This window comes from Streptomyces sp. NPDC032126 (assembly GCF_055580085.1).
Map to the genome: position 1 here is coordinate 227,088 of NZ_JBVIMA010000007.1, position 15,290 is coordinate 242,377.

Here is a 15,290-nt window from a genome sequence, read left to right on the forward strand (position 1 = left end):
CTGGACATGGGAAAGACCTACGAACGCATCGACGGCAGACTCCGCACCTTCATCGAGTCGCAGCCCATCTTCTTCACCGCCACCGCGCCCCTGTCCGGTGACGGCACGGTCAACCTCTCCCCCAAGGGCCTGACGGGCTCGTTCGCCGTGCTCGACGAACACACCGTGGCCTACCTCGACTTCGCCGGCTCCAACGCCGAGACCATCGCGCACCTGCGCGAGAACGGGCGGATCACCCTGATGTGGTGCGCCTTCCAGGGGCCGCCCAACATCGTGCGGATACATGGACGCGGTGAGCCCGTCTTCCGCGACGACCCGCGCTTCCTGGACCTCCTCGCCCGCTTCTCCGGCATCGACCCGACCCCGCACGGCCTGCGCGCGATCATCGTCGTGCACGCCGAACTCGTCCGGGACACCTGCGGGTTCGCGGTGCCCTACATGACGTACGACGAGGACCGCGACATCCACAAGAAGCGTTTCGAGCGCGAGGACGACGCGTCGATGAACGAGTACTTCACCAAGAAGGAGCATGTCTCGGTCAGCCTGGACGGCCTGCCCGGGCTGCCGCTGCCGCTGCCTCCGTCCACGTTCTGAGGATCCCCCGGGATCACCCGGTCCCGAGGCGCACGGTGAACGCGGTGGAGCCCGGGCGGCTCTCCATCGCCACACTTCCACCGTGCGCCTCCACGACCGCCGCCACGATCGACAGGCCCAGGCCCGCTCCCCCGCCGGAGGCACCCGTGCGGCGGCGGTCGGCGCGCGTGAAGCGCTCGAAGACGTCGGGCCGGATGTCGTCCGGGACGCCGGGGCCGTCGTCGTGGACCGTGAGGACCGCCTCCGCGCCCTCGACCTCCACGCTCACCGTCACCTCCGTGCCCGCAGGTGTGTGCGCACGCGCGTTGGCCAACAGGTTGGCCACCACCTGCTGCAGGCGATGGGCGTCGCCGGGCACGGTGACCGGTTCCTCCGGCAGCTCCAGCGTCCAGCGGTGCCCGGGGCCCGCCGCCCGCGCGTCGGTGACCGCGTCCAGGACCAGCCGGGTGAGGTCGACCGGTCCCCGCTCCAGCGGGCGGCCCGCGTCCAGACGGGCGAGGAGCAGCATCTCGTCGACCATCACGCCCATCCGCGCGGACTCCGCCGCGATCCGCTCCAGCGCCCGGGTGACCTCCGGCGTCACCGGCCCCGGATGCAGCAGCGCCAGCTCCGCGTGTCCGCGCACCGAGGCGACCGGGGTGCGCAGCTCATGGCTGGCGTCGGCGGCGAACCGACGCAGCCGCTCCTCACTGGCGTGCCGTTTCGTCAGCGCGTCCTCCACATGCCCCAGCATGCGGTTGAAGGCGGCGGCGACCTGGCCCACCTCGCCGTGCGGATCGGGTTCGGGCGCCCTCGGCGGCAGCGCGACCTCCCCGCTCGCCAGCGGCAGTTCGCTGACGCGGGTGGCCGTCGCCGCGACCCGGCTGAGCGGGCGCAGCGACCAGCGCACCCACAGCGCCCCGGCGACGCCGGTGGCGGCGAGCGCGACACCGAAGACGATCCCGGCGACCAACTCCAGCCGGTGCACGGCCTCCTCGACCGACTCCAGCGGCAGCCCGGTGATCAGCACATCGCCGTCCAGGCCGCGCGTCGCCCTGACCCGGTACTCGTCCAGGGAGGACAGATGCACGCTGTGGGCGCGGCCGTCGACGGGGACGGCTGCCAGCGTGCGCTGGTCACGGCCGGACAGTTCGACGTTGAGGTCCGCCGTCACATCGCCGGAGCGCACCACGGCGGCGTTCGTCACCGCGCCGTTCAGGAGCCGGGCGCCGAATGTGCCGGTGGCCTGCCGCCGGGTGTCGCCGCGCTCGTCGCCGTCCCCGTCGTCGCCGGGCGGCCGGCCGCCGTGCTCCAGGCTGGCCGGGAAACGGGCACCGACGTCGCTCAGCCGCTGGTCGACCTGGCCGGTGAGGAAGCGTTCCAGTTCCACGACGGCCGCGACGCCGACGGCCGCGCAGCTCACCGCCAGCAGGACGACGAGGCCCGTGGTGAGCCGGGCCCGCAGCGTCCGGGGCCTGGGCAGCGGGACACGCCGACGCCGCAGTCGTAGTGCCCGCAGGGCTCTCGGCACTCTCATCGTGTGCCCGGTTTCAGCACGTATCCGGCTCCGCGCACGGTGTGGATCAGCGGTTCCCGGCCCGCGTCGACCTTCTTGCGCAGGTAGGAGATGTACAGCTCCACGACATGCGCGCGGCCGCCGAAGTCGTAGGACCACACGCGGTCGAGGATCTGTGCCTTGCTGAGGACGCGGCGCGGATTGCGCATCAGGAAGCGCAGCAGCTCGAACTCCGTCGGGGACAGTTCGATCAGCGCGCCCGCCCGGGTCACCTCGCGGGCCTCCTCGTCCATGACCAGGTCGCCGACGATCAGCCGGGGGCCCTCCTCCAGCTGGCGGGCCATGCCGGCGCGGCGCAGCAGTCCGCGCAGCCGGGCGACGACCTCCTCCAGGCTGAAGGGCTTGGTCACGTAGTCGTCGCCGCCGGCCGTGATCCCGGCGATCCGGTCCTCGACGGCGTCCCGCGCGGTGAGGAACAGCACGCACACGTCCGGCTTCACCGTGTGCAGGCTGCGCAGCACGGCGAAGCCGTCGGTGTCGGGGAGCATCACGTCCAGGACCACCGCGTCGGGCATCAGTTCGCGGGCCGCCGACAGCGCGGAGGCGCCGTCGCCGGCGGTGCGGATCTCCCAGCCCTCGTAGCGCAGGGCGCCGGAGAGCACCTCGGCGAGGTCCGGATCGTCGTCGACGACGAGCACGCGCAGCGGGGTGCCGTCGGGGCGGGTGAGGGCGGGTCGGCCGGAGCGGGTGGTGTTCATGGCTGCTTCCAGGATCGCCCCTGGCGAGGACGCGACGGGTCCGGGAACGCTCTGAGTTTCCTCTGAGTCCGCTCGGAGGGCGCCCGCTGAGAGGGAGCTCAGAGGTTCGCCCCGCACAGTTGCGTCCCAGTGAGGCGAAGGGACGCGACCATGACCACCCTGTACGAGCCATGGACGGCACCGCCCGTGGCCCCGGCCGCTCGGCGCTCCCCGGCGGGCCCGCTGCTGGCCGCGCTGTGGGCCGGGGCGGCGGCGGTGATCGCCCTGTGGTGGTCCGGCACCGCTTCGGTGATCGGGGCGGCCGGCTGGCTGACCGGGGCCGGGCGGCTCGCGGGGCTGCTGTCCGGGTACGCGTGCGCGGTGCTCGTCGGCCTGATGGCGCGGGTGCCGCTCCTGGAGCGGCGGATCGGCTCCGACCGGGTGGCGCGCTGGCACGCGATGGCCGGCCGCTACACGATCTGCCTGCTCGTCGCGCACATCGCGCTGATCCTCACCGGATACGCCGCCCAGGACCACCGATCACTCGTGCACGAGACGCTGACCGTGGTCACGGACTACCCGGAGATGCTCAGGACCACCGCCGGCACCGTCCTCCTGTTCGCGGTCGGCGTCACCTCGGTGCGGGCCGTGCGCCGCCGGACCAGCTACGAGTTCTGGTACTACGTCCATCTCCTCACCTATGCCGCCGTGTTCCTGGCGTTCAGCCATCAGCTCGCCCTCGGCAACGACCTCAACGGCCACCCGGTGGCCACGGCCGCCTGGCAGGCGCTGTACCTGGGCGTGGCCGGGCTGGTGCTGTGGTTCCGGGTCCTGGTGCCCGTACGACTGAATGCGCGGCACCGGCTGCGAGTGGAGTCCGTGCACCGGGAGACGCCGGGCGTGTACTCCGTCGTCGTCCACGGGTGGCGGCTGGAGCAACTGGACGTGCGGGCGGGGCAGTTCTTCCGGTGGCGGTTCCTCGGGCAGGGGCTGGCCCGCACTTCCACGCCGTACTCGCTGTCGGCGCCGCCGCGCGGGAACCGGCTGCGGATCACCGTAAAGGCGCTCGGCGCGCACAGCGCGGCGGTGGCGCTGCTGCGGCCCGGCACCCCCGTGTGGGCGGAGGGACCGTACGGCGCGCTCACCGCCGACCGGCGCAGCGCGCCCCGGTCGCTGCTGATCGCCGCCGGTGTCGGCGTCACGCCGCTGCGGGCCCTGTTCGAGACGCTGCCCGGCGAGGTGACCCTGCTGTACCGGGCGCACGGCGCCGAAGACCTGGCGCTGGGCGGCGAGTTGGAGGCGATCGCGCGCCGGCGCGGGGCGCGGGTGCTGTACGCGCTCAACGGCCCCCACGGCGAACGCCCCGACCTGAGCGCCGAGTCGCTGCGCGCGGCCGTGCCCGGACTGCACACCCACGACGTCTATCTGTGCGGCCCGCACGGCTTCGCGCGGGACCTGTACGAGGCGCTGCACACCGCCGGGGTGCCGGACCGGCGCATCCACCACGAGTCGTTCGAGCTGTGAGAGACATGGGGCCCGAGAAGTGCACGCCCTGAAGAAGAACCGTCCCCTGCGCCGGATCGTGCTGGCGAGCGCCACGACCGTGTCGGGGTTCGTGCTGCTGCTGTCGCTGAAGCCGCACACCGCGCCCGAGGTGGTCGCGGCACCCACGCCGGCGCCGTCCGCCGCCTCCGGCGGCCCGGCCGCGCCCCAGGGCGTCAAGACCGTCACCGGCACGTCCGTGGACACCCGGTGGGGCCCGGTCCAGGTCCGCATCACCGTGCGGAACGGAGAGATCACGGACGTCACGGCCGTCCAGTACCCCGAGGACAACCCGCGCGATCGGGAGATAAGCGCCTACGCCGTCCCGCGGTTGAGGACCGAGGCGCTTCAGGCGCAGAGCGCGGACATCGACACGGTCTCCGGAGCGACGTACACGAGTGACGGTTACCGCCAGTCACTCCAGTCCGCGCTGGACTCGGCCGGGCTCTGAACACTCGGCCGCCATGGCACGTATCTGTGGGCCAAGGGTCAAGTCCCACGGAGGAACCCGTGACCACGACGATCGCAGGCGGACGTGCCGCCCGCCGCCAGACGATGCGCCGCATCCGTCCGCGCCGCTCCCCGGCCGTGCCGCTCCTGATCGCCGTCTGGGCGGGCGCGGCGGGCGTGTTGTGGCTGTGGTGGGCCAACACGCCGTCCATCGCCGACGGCAACAGCAAGATCCTCAACGCGGGACGGATCACCGGCCTGCTCGCCGGGTACCTGATGGCGCTCGTCGTCCTCCAGATGGCGCGGGTGCCCGCGCTGGAGCGGCGGGTGGGCTCGGACCGGGTCGCCCGCTGGCACGCGATGAGCGGCCGGTACACGATCTGCCTTGTCGTGGCGCATGTCTTCCTCACCATGTGGGGGTACGCGCTCCAGGCCGGCAAGTCGCTCGGCGACATCGTCCAGCAGACGATCGACTCCATCAACCAGCTGCCGGACATGGGCAAGGCCGCCATCGGCACGGGCCTGCTGTTCCTCATCGGCCTGGTGTCGGTCGCCGGCGTGCGGCGCCGGATGCCGTACGACACCTGGTACCACATCCATCTGATGACGTACGCGGCGGTGTATCTGACGTTCTGGCACCAGATCACCACCGGCAACGACTTCGCCGTCGAGCCGACCGCGAAGACCGCCTGGTACGCGCTGTACGGCACGGTCACCGCGCTCGTGGTCTGGTACCGGATCCTCACCCCGGTCCGGCTGAACCTGCGGCACCGGATGCGGGTGGAGGCGGTCATCGAGGAGGCCCCGGGGATCGTGTCGGTGCTCATCAGCGGGCGCAAGCTGCACCGGATGGGCGCGGAGGCCGGGCAGTTCTTCCGGTGGCGGTTCCTCGCGCCGGGCATGCGCTTCAGCTCCCACCCGTACTCGCTGTCGGCGGCGCCCCGCCCCGATCTGCTGCGGATCACGGTCAAGGCGATCGGCGACCACAGCTCGGCGCTGCACGGGCTGAAGCCCGGCACGACGGTGTGGGCGGAGGGCCCGTACGGCGCGATGACGGCGTCCCGGCGCAGCCGCGGCAAGGTACTGCTGGTGGCCGGCGGGGTGGGCATCACCCCGATGCGGGCGCTGTTCGAGACGCTGCCGGGCGCGGCCGGGGACATCACGCTGCTGTACCGGGCCAACAGCACCCAGGACCTGGCGCTGTGGGACGAGCTGGCGAAGATCGCCGACGAGCGCGGGGCACGGCTGATGTACGCGGTGAACAGCCCCGACGGGGAGCGGCCCGACATCTCCGCGGAGTCCCTCCAACGGAAGATCCCGGACATCGACCACCACGACGTCTTCATGTGCGGTCCGACGGGCTTCGCCCAGTCGGTGTACGAGGCGCTGCGCGGCGCCGGGGTGCCGGCCCGCCGCATCCATCACGAGTCGTTCGAGATGTGAGCGACGGGAACAGCAACCAACGGCCTTCGGGGTTCCGCGAGCGGGTCCCGGGAAATCTGGAGCTTGGGAAGAGATGAGGAAGAGCCACCCCCTTCGGCGCGTCGTGCTCACCGGTGCCGCCACCGTGTCCGGGATCGTGCTGTTGCTGTCGCTGAAGCCGTCGACCGACCCCGCGTCCGCTCAGGCGGCCGGGTCCGGATCGGGCACGGCGGCGCAGGAGGCCGCCCAGGGCGGTGCCGGGGCGGTCGTCTCGGGCACGATGACCGGCGACGCCGTCACGACGCAGTACGGCGACGTCCAGGTCCGTATCACCGTCGTCAACAACAAGATCACCAAGTCCGAGGCCGTCAAGGCCCCCGAGGGCGGCACCAGCAGCCAGAAGACCGAACTGGCCGTCCCGAAGCTCAACGCGGACGTGGTGGCCAAGCAGTCCGCCCAGATCGACACGGTCTCCGGGGCGACGTACACCAGCGAGGGCTACAAGAAGTCCCTGCAGTCCGCGATCGACAAGGCCAACGCCAGTGCCGGGGCGGGCGGCGGCCAGAAGTCCGGCGGCAGCGCGCTCGCCGCCGGCTCCTTCACCGGTGACGTGGCGCAGACGCAGTACGGCGACGTCCAGGTGCGGATCACCGTGGCCGGCGGGAAGATCACCAAGTCCGAGGCGGTACAGGCGCCCAAGGGCGGCACCAGCACGCAGAAGACCGAACTGGCCGTCCCCCGGCTGAACACCGAGGTGCTGACCGCGCAGAGCGCGAACGTCGACACGGTGTCCGGGGCGACGTACACGAGCGAGGGCTACAAGAAGTCGCTCCAGTCGGCGATCGACAAGGCCAAGGCGGGCGGCGCGGCGTCGGGGTCCTCCTCCGGCTCCGCCTCGGGCTCCGGGTCCGGCTCGGGTACGGGTGCGGGGGCCGCTCAGGCGGCGCGTACCGTCACCGGGGCGGTCGCGCAGACGCAGTACGGGCCGGTGCAGGTGCGGGTGACGGTCGCCGGCGGGAAGGTCACCAAGGCGGAGGCGGTGCAGGCGCCCAAGGGCGGCACCAGCACGCAGAAGACGGAGCTCGCCGTGCCCACGCTCAACCAGGAGGCGGTCGCCGCGGGCAGCGCGGACATCGACTCGGTGTCCGGGGCCACCTACACCAGCGAGGGCTACAAGAAGTCGTTGCAGTCGGCGCTGGACCAGGCCGGTGTCTGACACCGTGACCGAATCCGGGTCGGCTGAGGCTCCCGCCGCGGTGCGTCACGCGGAGGAGGTCATGGGGACGGTCTTCTCCTTCGACGTCCGCGGCGGGGCACCGGGGGCCGTCGCGGCCGCGATCGAGGCGGCGGTGGCGGGGCTGCACCGGGTCGACGAGGTGTTCAGCACCTATCGGGAGGACAGTCAGGTCTCCCGGCTGATGCGCGGGGAGCTGTCCGTCGGCGCCTGCGATCCCGAGGTGGCCGAGGTGCTGGAGCTGGGCGCGGAGGCGGAGCGGGTCAGCGAGGGGTGGTTCAGCCTCCGCTACGAGGGGCGGCTCGATCCGACCGGCATCGTCAAGGGATGGGCGGCGGAGCGGGCGGCGCGGGAACTCGCGCGGGTGGCCGGGGTCAGCGGGGTGAGCGTGAACGGCGGGGGCGATGTGCAGCTGCTGGGCGTGCCGGGTCCCGACCGGCCCTGGCGGGTGGGGGTCGCGGATCCGCTGCGGCCGGGCGGGCTGGCGGCCGTCGTGTCGGCGGCCGGGGTCTCCGAGCTGTCGGTGGCGACATCTGGTACGGCGGAACGCGGCGCACACATCGTGGACCCGCGGACGGGGAAGTCGGCGGTGACGGATCTGCTGGCGGTGACGGTGGTGGGGCCGCGGCTGACGTGGGTGGACTGCTGGGCGACGGCGGCGTTCGCGATGGGGTCCCGGGAGGCGCTGGCGTGGCTGGAGTCCCTGCCGGACATCGAGGCCCTGCTGATCACGGCGGGCGACGAGGTGCGGTGTACGGGTGGCTTGGCGGCGAGACTCGGCTAGCTGAAGGGGGGCGCGCGGCGAAACTCGGCGAGCTGAAAGGGGCGCGGGGCCGTATCGACCTGCGGCTCCGCCGCGAGGCGCGACCGGCCACAACGAACTCGCAGCCGGCAAATCCCCGCAACCACCCCCCTCAGTGGCCGTTCTGAGCCAGCCTCAGCAAGTGATCGGCGAGCGCCTGTCCCCCCACCGGATCCCGACTGATCAACAACAACGTGTCATCCCCGGCGATCGTCCCCAAAATGTCATGCAGCTCGGCCTGATCGATGGCCGACGCGAGGAACTGCGCCGCCCCCGGAGGAGTCCGCAGCACCACGAGATTCGCCGACGCCTCCGCGGAGATCAGCAGCTCCTGGGAGAGCCGCCGCATCCGCTCCTCCTTCGCCGACTCCCCCAGCGGCGCACGCGGCGTCCGGAAACCCCCCTCGCTGGGCACCGCGTAGATCAGATCCCCGTCGGTGTTGCGGATCTTCACCGCGTTCAGCTCGTCCAGGTCCCGTGACAGCGTCGCCTGCGTCACGCTCAGCCCGTCGTCCGCGAGCAGCTTCGCCAGCTGGCTCTGCGACCGCACCGGCTGCCGGTTGAGGATGTCCACGATCCGGCGGTGGCGTGCGGTGCGGGTCTGCGGCACGGCAGGCCCGTTCGCCCCCTGCTCATGGTCCATCGCGTGGCTCATCGTCGTCTCATTCCCCGGATCGTCCGTCCCCGTTGGCTGCGTCGAGGATGCCGGGCAGCGCCCGCAGAAGCGCCGCCACCTCGTCGTCGCCGATGTTCAGCGGTGGCATCAGCCGTACGACGTCGGGGGCGGGCGCGTTCACCAGGAACCCGGCCTCCTGAGCCGCCTGCCGCACCTCGGGTGCGAGCGGCTCGGTGAGCACGATACCCAGGAGGAGGCCCGCGCCCCGGACGGAGTCGATCAACCCGTGGTTCAGGGACTCGATTCCGTCCCGCAACCTCTCGCTCTGCCGCTTGACGTTGTCCAGCAGCCCCTCGCCGGCGATGGTGTCGAGGACGGCGAGTCCGGCCGCGCAGGCGACGGGGTTGCCGCCGAACGTCGTGCCGTGGTGTCCGGGCCGGAGCAGTTCCGCGGCCCGCCCGAAGGCGACGGTCGCGCCGAGCGGCAGCCCGCCGCCGAGCTGCTTGGCGAGGGTGACGATGTCGGGCAGGACGCCCTCGTGGGCCTGGTATTCGAACCAGTGCCCGGTCCGGCCGATGCCGGTCTGCACCTCGTCGAGGACGAGCAGCGCGCCCGTCGCCGCCGTGATCGCCCGCGCCGCCTTCAGATAGCCGGGCGGGGGCACGACGACCCCGATCTCGCCCTGGATCGGCTCGATGATCACCAGGGCGGTGTCCTCGGTCACCGCGGCGGCCAGCGCCTGGGCGTCGCCGAACGGCACGTGGGTGACGTCGCCGGGCAGCGGCAGGAACGGCTCCCGCTTGCCGGCCTGCCCGGTCATCGCGAGGGCGCCCATGGTGCGGCCGTGGAAGGCGCCCTCGGTGGCCACGACGTGCGTCCGCCCGGTCAGCCGGCCGATCTTGAAGGCGGCCTCGTTGGCCTCGGCGCCGGAGTTGCAGAAGAAGACCCGGCCCTCGCGGCCGAAGAGCTGGAGCAGCCGCTCGGCGAGGGCGACGGTCGGCTCCGCCATGAAGAAGTTGGAGATGTGGCCGAGGGAGGCGATCTGCCGGCTGACCGCCTCGACGATCGCCGGGTGGGCGTGGCCGAGGGCGTTGGTCGCGATACCGCCGACGAAGTCGAGGTAGGCGCGCCCGTCGGCGTCCCACACGCGCGCGCCCTCGCCGCGTACGAGGGGCACCAGCGGGGTGCCGTAGTTGTTCATGAGCGCGCCCTGCCAGCGCTCGGTCAGCTCCTGGTTGCTCATCACTGCTCCCCCTGCCCCGGTACGGCCGAGGAGTCGGCCGGAATCTCGTCGGGCACGACCATCGTGCCGATGCCCTCGTCGGTGAAGATCTCCAGCAGGATCGAGTGCTGGACCCGGCCGTCGATGACCCGGGCGGTGGTCACGCCGTTGCGGACGGCGTGCAGACAGCCCTCCATCTTGGGGACCATGCCGGCCGACAACTCCGGCAGCAGCTTCTCCAGTTGGGAGGCGGTGAGGCGGCTGATCACCTCGTCGGAGTTCGGCCAGTCCTCGTAGAGGCCCTCGACGTCGGTGAGGACCATGAGGGTCTCGGCGCCCAGTGCCGCAGCGAGTGCCGCAGCCGCCGTATCAGCATTGACGTTGTAGACATGGTGATCGTCCTGGCTCCGGGCGATCGAGGAGACGACCGGGATGCGGCCGTCGGCGAGCAGGGCCTCGATCGCGCCCGTGTCGATCTCGGTGATCTCGCCGACCCGGCCGATGTCGACGAGCTCGCCGTCGATCTCGGGCTGGTGTCGGGTGGCGGTGATGGTGTGCGCGTCCTCGCCGGTCAGTCCCACGGCCAGCGGGCCGTGCTGGTTGAGCAGCCCGACCAGCTCGCGCTGGACCTGTCCGGCGAGCACCATCCGTACGACGTCCATGGCGTCCTCGGTGGTGACGCGCAGGCCGGCCTTGAACTCGCTGACGATGCCGTGCTTGTCGAGGGCGGCGCTGATCTGGGGGCCGCCGCCGTGCACGACGACCGGCTTGAGGCCGGCGTGGTGCAGGAAGACGACGTCCTGTGCGAAGGCGGCCTTCAGGTCCTCGTCGATCATGGCGTTGCCGCCGAACTTGATGACGACGGTCCTGCCGTTGTGCCTGACCAGCCAGGGCAGGGCCTCGATGAGGATCTGGGCCTTGGGGAGCGCGGTGTGCTTTCGCGTGGTGCTCATGAGGAGTAGGCGCTGTTCTCGTGGACGTAGTCGGCGGTGAGGTCGTTGGTCCAGATGGTGGCGGTCTCGGAGCCGGCCGCGAGGTCGGCGACGATGTGCACCTCGCGGTAGCGCATGTCGACCTTCTCGCGGTCCTCGCCGACGCCGCCGCCCTTGCACACCCAGACGCCGTTGATGGCGACGTTGAGCCGGTCCGGCTCGAAGGCGGCCTTCGTCGTGCCGATCGCGGAGAGCACGCGGCCCCAGTTGGGGTCCTCGCCGTGGATGGCGCACTTGAGGAGGTTGTTGCGGGCGATGGAGCGGCCCACCTCGACGGCGTCGTCCTCGGTCGCGGCGTTGATCACCTCGACCTTGATGTCCTTGCTGGCGCCCTCGGCGTCGCGGATCAGCTGCTGGCCGAGGTCGTCGCAGACCTGGCGTACGGCCTCGGCGAACTCGTCGTAGGCCGGGGTGACGTCGGAGGCGCCGGAGGCGAGCAGCAGGACGGTGTCGTTGGTGGACATGCAGCCGTCGGAGTCGACGCGGTCGAAGGTGGTGCGGGTGGCCGCCCGGAGCGCCTTGTCCAGTGCGTCGTCGTCGAGCACGGCGTCGGTGGTGAGGACGACGAGCATGGTGGCCAGGCCGGGGGCGAGCATGCCCGCGCCCTTGGCCATGCCGCCGACGGTCCAGCCGTCCTTGGTCACGACGGCCGTCTTGTGCACGGTGTCGGTGGTCTTGATGGCGATGGCGGCCTTCTCGCCACCGTGCTCGGACAGCTGGGCCGCGGCGGACTCGACGCCCGGGAGCAGCTTGTCCATGGGGAGCAGCACGCCGATCAGACCGGTGGAGCAGACGGCGATCTCGATGGCGCCGCGGCCGAGGACCTCGGCGGCCTTCTCGGCGGTGGCGTGGGTGTCCTGGAAGCCCTTGGGGCCCGTACAGGCGTTGGCGCCGCCGGAGTTGAGGACGACGGCCGAGATCTGGCCGCTCTTGAGGACCTGCTCGGACCACAGGACGGGCGCGGCCTTCACGCGGTTGGAGGTGAAGACGCCCGCGGCGGCGCGGCGCGGACCGTCGTTGACCACGAGGGCCAGGTCCGGGTTGCCGTTCTCCTTGATTCCGGCGGCGATGCCCGCCGCGCGGAATCCCTTGGCTGCCGTGACGCTCACTCTGTCTCCTTGTTCGCTTCTCCGCCCGTGCAGCGCAGCGGTGCGGCCATCGTCGTCGTCTGCGGCCCGGTGGCTGCACGCGCGTCGCTCACGGTGCGACTCCGATCGTGGAAAGCCCGGTGGTCTCGTCGAGACCGAGGGCGAGGTTCATGCTCTGGACGGCACCGCCCGCGGTGCCCTTGGTCAGGTTGTCGATGGCGGCGATCGCGATGATGCGGCCGGCGGCCGGGTCGTACGCGACCTGCACCTGAACGGCGTTGGAACCGTAGACGGACGCCGTGGCGGGCCACTGTCCCTCGGGGAGCAGGTGGACGAAGGGCTCGTCGGCGAGGGCCTTCTCGTAGGCGGCGCGGACGGTCTCGGCGGTGACGCCGTCCTTGGCCTTGGCGCTGCACGTGGCGAGGATGCCGCGGGGCATCGGCGCGAGGGTGGGCGTGAAGGACACGGTCACGGGCTCGCCGGCCGCCGCGCTGAGGTTCTGGATCATCTCGGGGGTGTGGCGGTGGCCGCCGCCGACGCCGTAGGGCGTCATGGAGCCCATGACCTCGCTGCCCAGCAGGTGCGGCTTGGGGGCCTTGCCGGCGCCGGAGGTGCCGGAGGCGGCGACGATCACGGCCTCGTTCTCGGCGAGTCCGGCGGCGTAGGCCGGGAAGAGGGCCAGCGAGACGGCGGTCGGGTAGCAACCGGGCACCGCGATGCGCTTGGACCCCTCCAGCGCGGCGCGGCCGCCCGGCAGTTCGGGGAGGCCGTAGGGCCAGGTGCCGGCGTGCGGGGAGCCGTAGAACCTCTCCCAGTCGGTCGGGTCCTTCAGCCGGAAGTCGGCGCCCATGTCGACCACGAGGACGTCCGGGCCGAGCTGCTCGGCGACGGCGGCGGACTGGCCGTGCGGGAGGGCGAGGAAGACGACGTCGTGCCCGGCGAGCGCCTCGGCGGTGGTCTCCTGGAGCACGCGGTCGGCCAGCGGCAGCAGGTGCGGCTGGAGCGCGCCGAGCTGCTGGCCGGCGTTGGAATTGCCGGTCAGGGCGCCGATCTCGACCTCGGGATGCGCGAGGAGCAGGCGCAGCACCTCGCCACCCGCGTACCCGCTCGCTCCGGCCACTGCCGCACGTACCGCCATGGACTCCTCCTCCTTGATGGCATGACTATACGTATCGCTGCACGTTTATGCAATCTCTTACGGTGTGCTCCCGCTCCTCTTGGGCGAGCGCGGCTTCGGCTGTGCGGGATGATGATCATCATGACTCCGATCACCAGCTTCGACACGACCGGCCTCACCGAGCGCGAGCCGGGGGTCTGGTCCGACGCGGCGGGACTCGTCCTGTCGGTGCACTTCTTTCCGGTCGTCCCGGACCTGCCCGCCCCGCTCCACGAGGCGGCGCGGCTGCGGGCGGGGCTGGCGCGGAGCGTGGCCGCGGCCGGGGGCGGGGGCGGGCTGATCGAGGCGGAATGCGGGACCGTGGCCGGTGTCCCGGCGGTGCGGCAGCTGATCAAGGTGCCCCGGCCGAACGGGCGGGGACAGGTCTTCCTGGGCTCCTGGACCATCCCGAAGGCCGGGTGCAGCACGGTCCTGAAGGTGCAGGCCGCCGAGGGCGCCATGACGGGCGTGCGCGAGGCGATGATCATGGCCGAGGTGGGCCCGGCCGCCTACTTCCAGCCCCACCCGTACGGCGACGGCGCGCAGATCGGCGGCCTGCCCCACCACGTCGGCGATCACGAACAGTGGGACGCGCGCTTCCCCGACCACCCGCTCACCCGGGTCCGCGCCTCCCTGCGGCACGTCACCCCCACGGTCACCCTCGACGAGCGTTTCACCGTCCTGCCGCCCTTCGGCGAGGAGCCCACGGCTCCCGCGCCGGCCCCGCCCCGGCCGGAGGACCCCCGGCTGGCCTGGCTCCGGCGCGACGGCGACTGAGCCGCGCGTCGTCGCGACCGCCGGGGACCCGGAACGCGCCCCAGGCCCTAGGGTCCTGTCCATGACTCACGGAGAGCCCGAGATCCCTGGAAGGTCCGAGACCCGCGCGGAGCCCGGCACGGTCGAGCGCACCACCCGTGACGAGCGCTTCGCCCGTGGCCTGGAGGTACTGCGGAGCGTCGACAGCGAGGCCGGACAGCGGGTGATCGACTCGCTCGCCGACGTCAGCCCCGAGATGGCGCACCAGATCGTCGCCTGGGGCTTCGGCGAGATCTACGCCCGCCCCGCGCTCGAACCCCGCGACCGCCAGCTGGTGACCCTGGGCGCGCTCACCGCGCTCGGCGGCTGCGAGTCCCAGCTGGAGGTGCATGTCAACGCCGCGCTGAACGTGGGCCTGACGCCCGAGCAGATCGTCGAGGCCCTGCTGCACTCCGCCGGGTACTGCGGCTTCCCCAGGGCCCTCAACGCGACGTTCGTGGCGAAGAAGGTCTTCGCCGAGCGCGGGCTGCTGCCGGTCGGACAGCGGCCCGCGCCGGACGGCTCACCGGGATGACCGGCGCGTCGGTCTAAGCGGCCACCCCGTCGAACCGCAGATTCCATCGCCCGCCCCGGCCGGTGACCGTCGTCGTCGACAGCGGGCGCACATCGAGATTCCAGTACGTCGCCGGCGGAGCCTTGAGCGCGTAGACCAGCGCGGCGCGAATGACCGACGGCTCCGCCACCGCCACGATCCGGCCACCGTCACCGACCGGCCGCGTGTCCAGCCAGCCCCCGACCCGCGAGATGAACGCGAGCAGCGACTCACCGCCGTGCGGTGTCGACCGCGGATCCGCGAGCCACGCGTCCACCAGCTCCGGCTCGCGGGCCATCGCCTCGCCCAGCGTGAAGCCGCGCCAGCGGCCCATGTCGCAGTCCCGCAGGGCGAGCTGCACCAGCGGTGCGTAACCGAGCGCGTCCCCGGTGGCGCGGCTGCGCGGAGTCGGTGAGCAGTACCGCAGCTCGGCGGCCGCGAGCGGCACCAGGTCACCGGCCACGCGCTGCACCTCGTCCCAGCCCGCCTGGTCCAGCGGCCGGTCGTCCTCGAAGCGCTCGGCGAGCAGCGCGGAGCTGCGCGCGGCGGCGACGAACGTGACCCGAAGTGGCATGCGTGGATGGTGGTCCGT

At 72.2% G+C, this 15,290-nt stretch carries 16 protein-coding genes; 8 read left to right on the top strand and 8 right to left on the bottom strand.

Annotation, left to right across the window (positions count from 1 at the left end):
- Positions 1-6: 6 nt before the first annotated feature.
- Positions 7-594, top strand: coding sequence for a pyridoxamine 5'-phosphate oxidase family protein (locus tag ACZ5NW_RS26240; RefSeq protein WP_468746368.1), 588 nt, complete (start codon positions 7-9; stop codon positions 592-594).
- A gap of 13 nt (positions 595-607) precedes the next feature.
- On the opposite strand, the gene ACZ5NW_RS26245 is transcribed toward ACZ5NW_RS26240, so the two are convergent.
- Entirely contained in the window at positions 608-2,110 is a 1,503-nt protein-coding gene (locus tag ACZ5NW_RS26245; protein ID WP_468746369.1) for a sensor histidine kinase, read from the bottom strand.
- The gene (locus ACZ5NW_RS26250) at positions 2,107-2,847 is read right to left on the bottom strand and encodes a response regulator transcription factor (RefSeq protein ID WP_468746370.1); all 741 of its coding nucleotides are present in this window, start codon (positions 2,845-2,847) and stop codon (positions 2,107-2,109) included. Before ACZ5NW_RS26250 ends, ACZ5NW_RS26245 begins: the two co-directional genes overlap by 4 nt.
- A 150-nt stretch (positions 2,848-2,997) precedes the next feature.
- Here ACZ5NW_RS26250 and ACZ5NW_RS26255 point away from each other — a divergent pair, with 150 nt between their 5' ends.
- From ACZ5NW_RS26255 to ACZ5NW_RS26275, 5 genes are all read left to right on the top strand, one after another.
- A complete protein-coding gene (locus tag ACZ5NW_RS26255) occupies positions 2,998-4,350 on the top strand; it encodes a ferredoxin reductase family protein (RefSeq protein ID WP_468746371.1) in 1,353 nt (450 codons plus the stop codon).
- A gap of 19 nt (positions 4,351-4,369) precedes the next feature.
- On the top strand, positions 4,370-4,819 hold the full coding sequence (locus ACZ5NW_RS26260; protein WP_468746372.1) for an FMN-binding protein: 450 nt from the start codon (positions 4,370-4,372) through the stop codon (positions 4,817-4,819).
- A gap of 59 nt (positions 4,820-4,878) precedes the next feature.
- Positions 4,879-6,261 (top strand): ferredoxin reductase family protein, encoded by a 1,383-nt coding sequence (locus ACZ5NW_RS26265; protein ID WP_468746373.1) that lies wholly within the window; start codon positions 4,879-4,881, stop codon positions 6,259-6,261.
- Between the two features lie 73 nt (positions 6,262-6,334).
- Entirely contained in the window at positions 6,335-7,456 is a 1,122-nt protein-coding gene (locus tag ACZ5NW_RS26270) for an FMN-binding protein (RefSeq protein ID WP_468746374.1), read from the top strand.
- A gap of 61 nt (positions 7,457-7,517) precedes the next feature.
- Positions 7,518-8,258 carry an FAD:protein FMN transferase gene (locus ACZ5NW_RS26275; RefSeq protein ID WP_468746375.1) on the top strand — a complete coding sequence of 247 codons (741 nt, stop codon included), beginning with the start codon at positions 7,518-7,520 and terminating at the stop codon, positions 8,256-8,258.
- Positions 8,259-8,388: 130 nt separating this feature from the next.
- Here the strand turns inward: ACZ5NW_RS26275 and ACZ5NW_RS26280 are convergent, their stop codons facing one another.
- The 5 genes from ACZ5NW_RS26280 to argC all read right to left on the bottom strand — a co-directional run bounded on the left by ACZ5NW_RS26280 (position 8,389) and on the right by argC (position 13,332).
- Positions 8,389-8,931, bottom strand: a complete 543-nt coding sequence (locus ACZ5NW_RS26280; protein ID WP_468746376.1) for an arginine repressor — start codon at positions 8,929-8,931, stop codon at positions 8,389-8,391.
- A 7-nt stretch (positions 8,932-8,938) separates the two neighbouring features.
- Positions 8,939-10,135: an acetylornithine transaminase gene (locus tag ACZ5NW_RS26285; RefSeq protein WP_468746377.1), complete on the bottom strand. Its 1,197-nt coding sequence runs from the start codon at positions 10,133-10,135 to the stop codon at positions 8,939-8,941.
- Complete coding sequence (gene argB, locus ACZ5NW_RS26290) at positions 10,135-11,067, bottom strand: acetylglutamate kinase (protein WP_468746378.1); 933 nt, start codon at positions 11,065-11,067, stop codon at positions 10,135-10,137. The genes ACZ5NW_RS26285 and argB overlap by 1 nt, the downstream gene beginning before the upstream one ends.
- Positions 11,064-12,215 (bottom strand): bifunctional glutamate N-acetyltransferase/amino-acid acetyltransferase ArgJ, encoded by a 1,152-nt coding sequence (argJ, locus tag ACZ5NW_RS26295; protein ID WP_468746379.1) that lies wholly within the window; start codon positions 12,213-12,215, stop codon positions 11,064-11,066. The genes argB and argJ overlap by 4 nt, the downstream gene beginning before the upstream one ends.
- An 88-nt stretch (positions 12,216-12,303) precedes the next feature.
- Complete coding sequence (argC, locus tag ACZ5NW_RS26300; RefSeq protein ID WP_468746380.1) at positions 12,304-13,332, bottom strand: N-acetyl-gamma-glutamyl-phosphate reductase; 1,029 nt, start codon at positions 13,330-13,332, stop codon at positions 12,304-12,306.
- Positions 13,333-13,452: 120 nt separating this feature from the next.
- Here argC and ACZ5NW_RS26305 point away from each other — a divergent pair, with 120 nt between their 5' ends.
- Both ACZ5NW_RS26305 and ACZ5NW_RS26310 read left to right on the top strand, forming a co-directional pair.
- On the top strand, positions 13,453-14,127 hold the full coding sequence (locus tag ACZ5NW_RS26305; protein WP_468746381.1) for a hypothetical protein: 675 nt from the start codon (positions 13,453-13,455) through the stop codon (positions 14,125-14,127).
- 61 nt (positions 14,128-14,188) lie between these two features.
- Entirely contained in the window at positions 14,189-14,680 is a 492-nt protein-coding gene (locus ACZ5NW_RS26310) for a carboxymuconolactone decarboxylase family protein (RefSeq protein ID WP_468746382.1), read from the top strand.
- Positions 14,681-14,693: 13 nt separating this feature from the next.
- On the opposite strand, the gene ACZ5NW_RS26315 is transcribed toward ACZ5NW_RS26310, so the two are convergent.
- Positions 14,694-15,272, bottom strand: a complete 579-nt coding sequence (locus ACZ5NW_RS26315) for a histidine phosphatase family protein (protein ID WP_468746383.1) — start codon at positions 15,270-15,272, stop codon at positions 14,694-14,696.
- Positions 15,273-15,290 lie beyond the last annotated feature (18 nt).

What these genes read in the sequence shown, in the direction of transcription:
- ACZ5NW_RS26310 (WP_468746382.1), top strand. Translation starts at nt 14,189, where the DNA reads ATGACTCACGGAGAGCCCGAGATCCCTGGAAGGTCCGAGACCCGCGCG.
- ACZ5NW_RS26315 (WP_468746383.1), bottom strand. Translation starts at nt 15,272, where the DNA reads ATGCCACTTCGGGTCACGTTCGTCGCCGCCGCGCGCAGCTCCGCGCTG.
- argB (WP_468746378.1), bottom strand. Translation starts at nt 11,067, where the DNA reads ATGAGCACCACGCGAAAGCACACCGCGCTCCCCAAGGCCCAGATCCTC.
- ACZ5NW_RS26240 (WP_468746368.1), top strand. Translation starts at nt 7, where the DNA reads ATGGGAAAGACCTACGAACGCATCGACGGCAGACTCCGCACCTTCATC.
- ACZ5NW_RS26245 (WP_468746369.1), bottom strand. Translation starts at nt 2,110, where the DNA reads ATGAGAGTGCCGAGAGCCCTGCGGGCACTACGACTGCGGCGTCGGCGT.
- ACZ5NW_RS26255 (WP_468746371.1), top strand. Translation starts at nt 2,998, where the DNA reads ATGACCACCCTGTACGAGCCATGGACGGCACCGCCCGTGGCCCCGGCC.
- ACZ5NW_RS26280 (WP_468746376.1), bottom strand. Translation starts at nt 8,931, where the DNA reads ATGAGCCACGCGATGGACCATGAGCAGGGGGCGAACGGGCCTGCCGTG.
- argC (WP_468746380.1), bottom strand. Translation starts at nt 13,332, where the DNA reads ATGGCGGTACGTGCGGCAGTGGCCGGAGCGAGCGGGTACGCGGGTGGC.
- ACZ5NW_RS26275 (WP_468746375.1), top strand. Translation starts at nt 7,518, where the DNA reads ATGGGGACGGTCTTCTCCTTCGACGTCCGCGGCGGGGCACCGGGGGCC.
- ACZ5NW_RS26285 (WP_468746377.1), bottom strand. Translation starts at nt 10,135, where the DNA reads ATGAGCAACCAGGAGCTGACCGAGCGCTGGCAGGGCGCGCTCATGAAC.
- ACZ5NW_RS26250 (WP_468746370.1), bottom strand. Translation starts at nt 2,847, where the DNA reads ATGAACACCACCCGCTCCGGCCGACCCGCCCTCACCCGCCCCGACGGC.
- ACZ5NW_RS26270 (WP_468746374.1), top strand. Translation starts at nt 6,335, where the DNA reads ATGAGGAAGAGCCACCCCCTTCGGCGCGTCGTGCTCACCGGTGCCGCC.
- ACZ5NW_RS26305 (WP_468746381.1), top strand. Translation starts at nt 13,453, where the DNA reads ATGACTCCGATCACCAGCTTCGACACGACCGGCCTCACCGAGCGCGAG.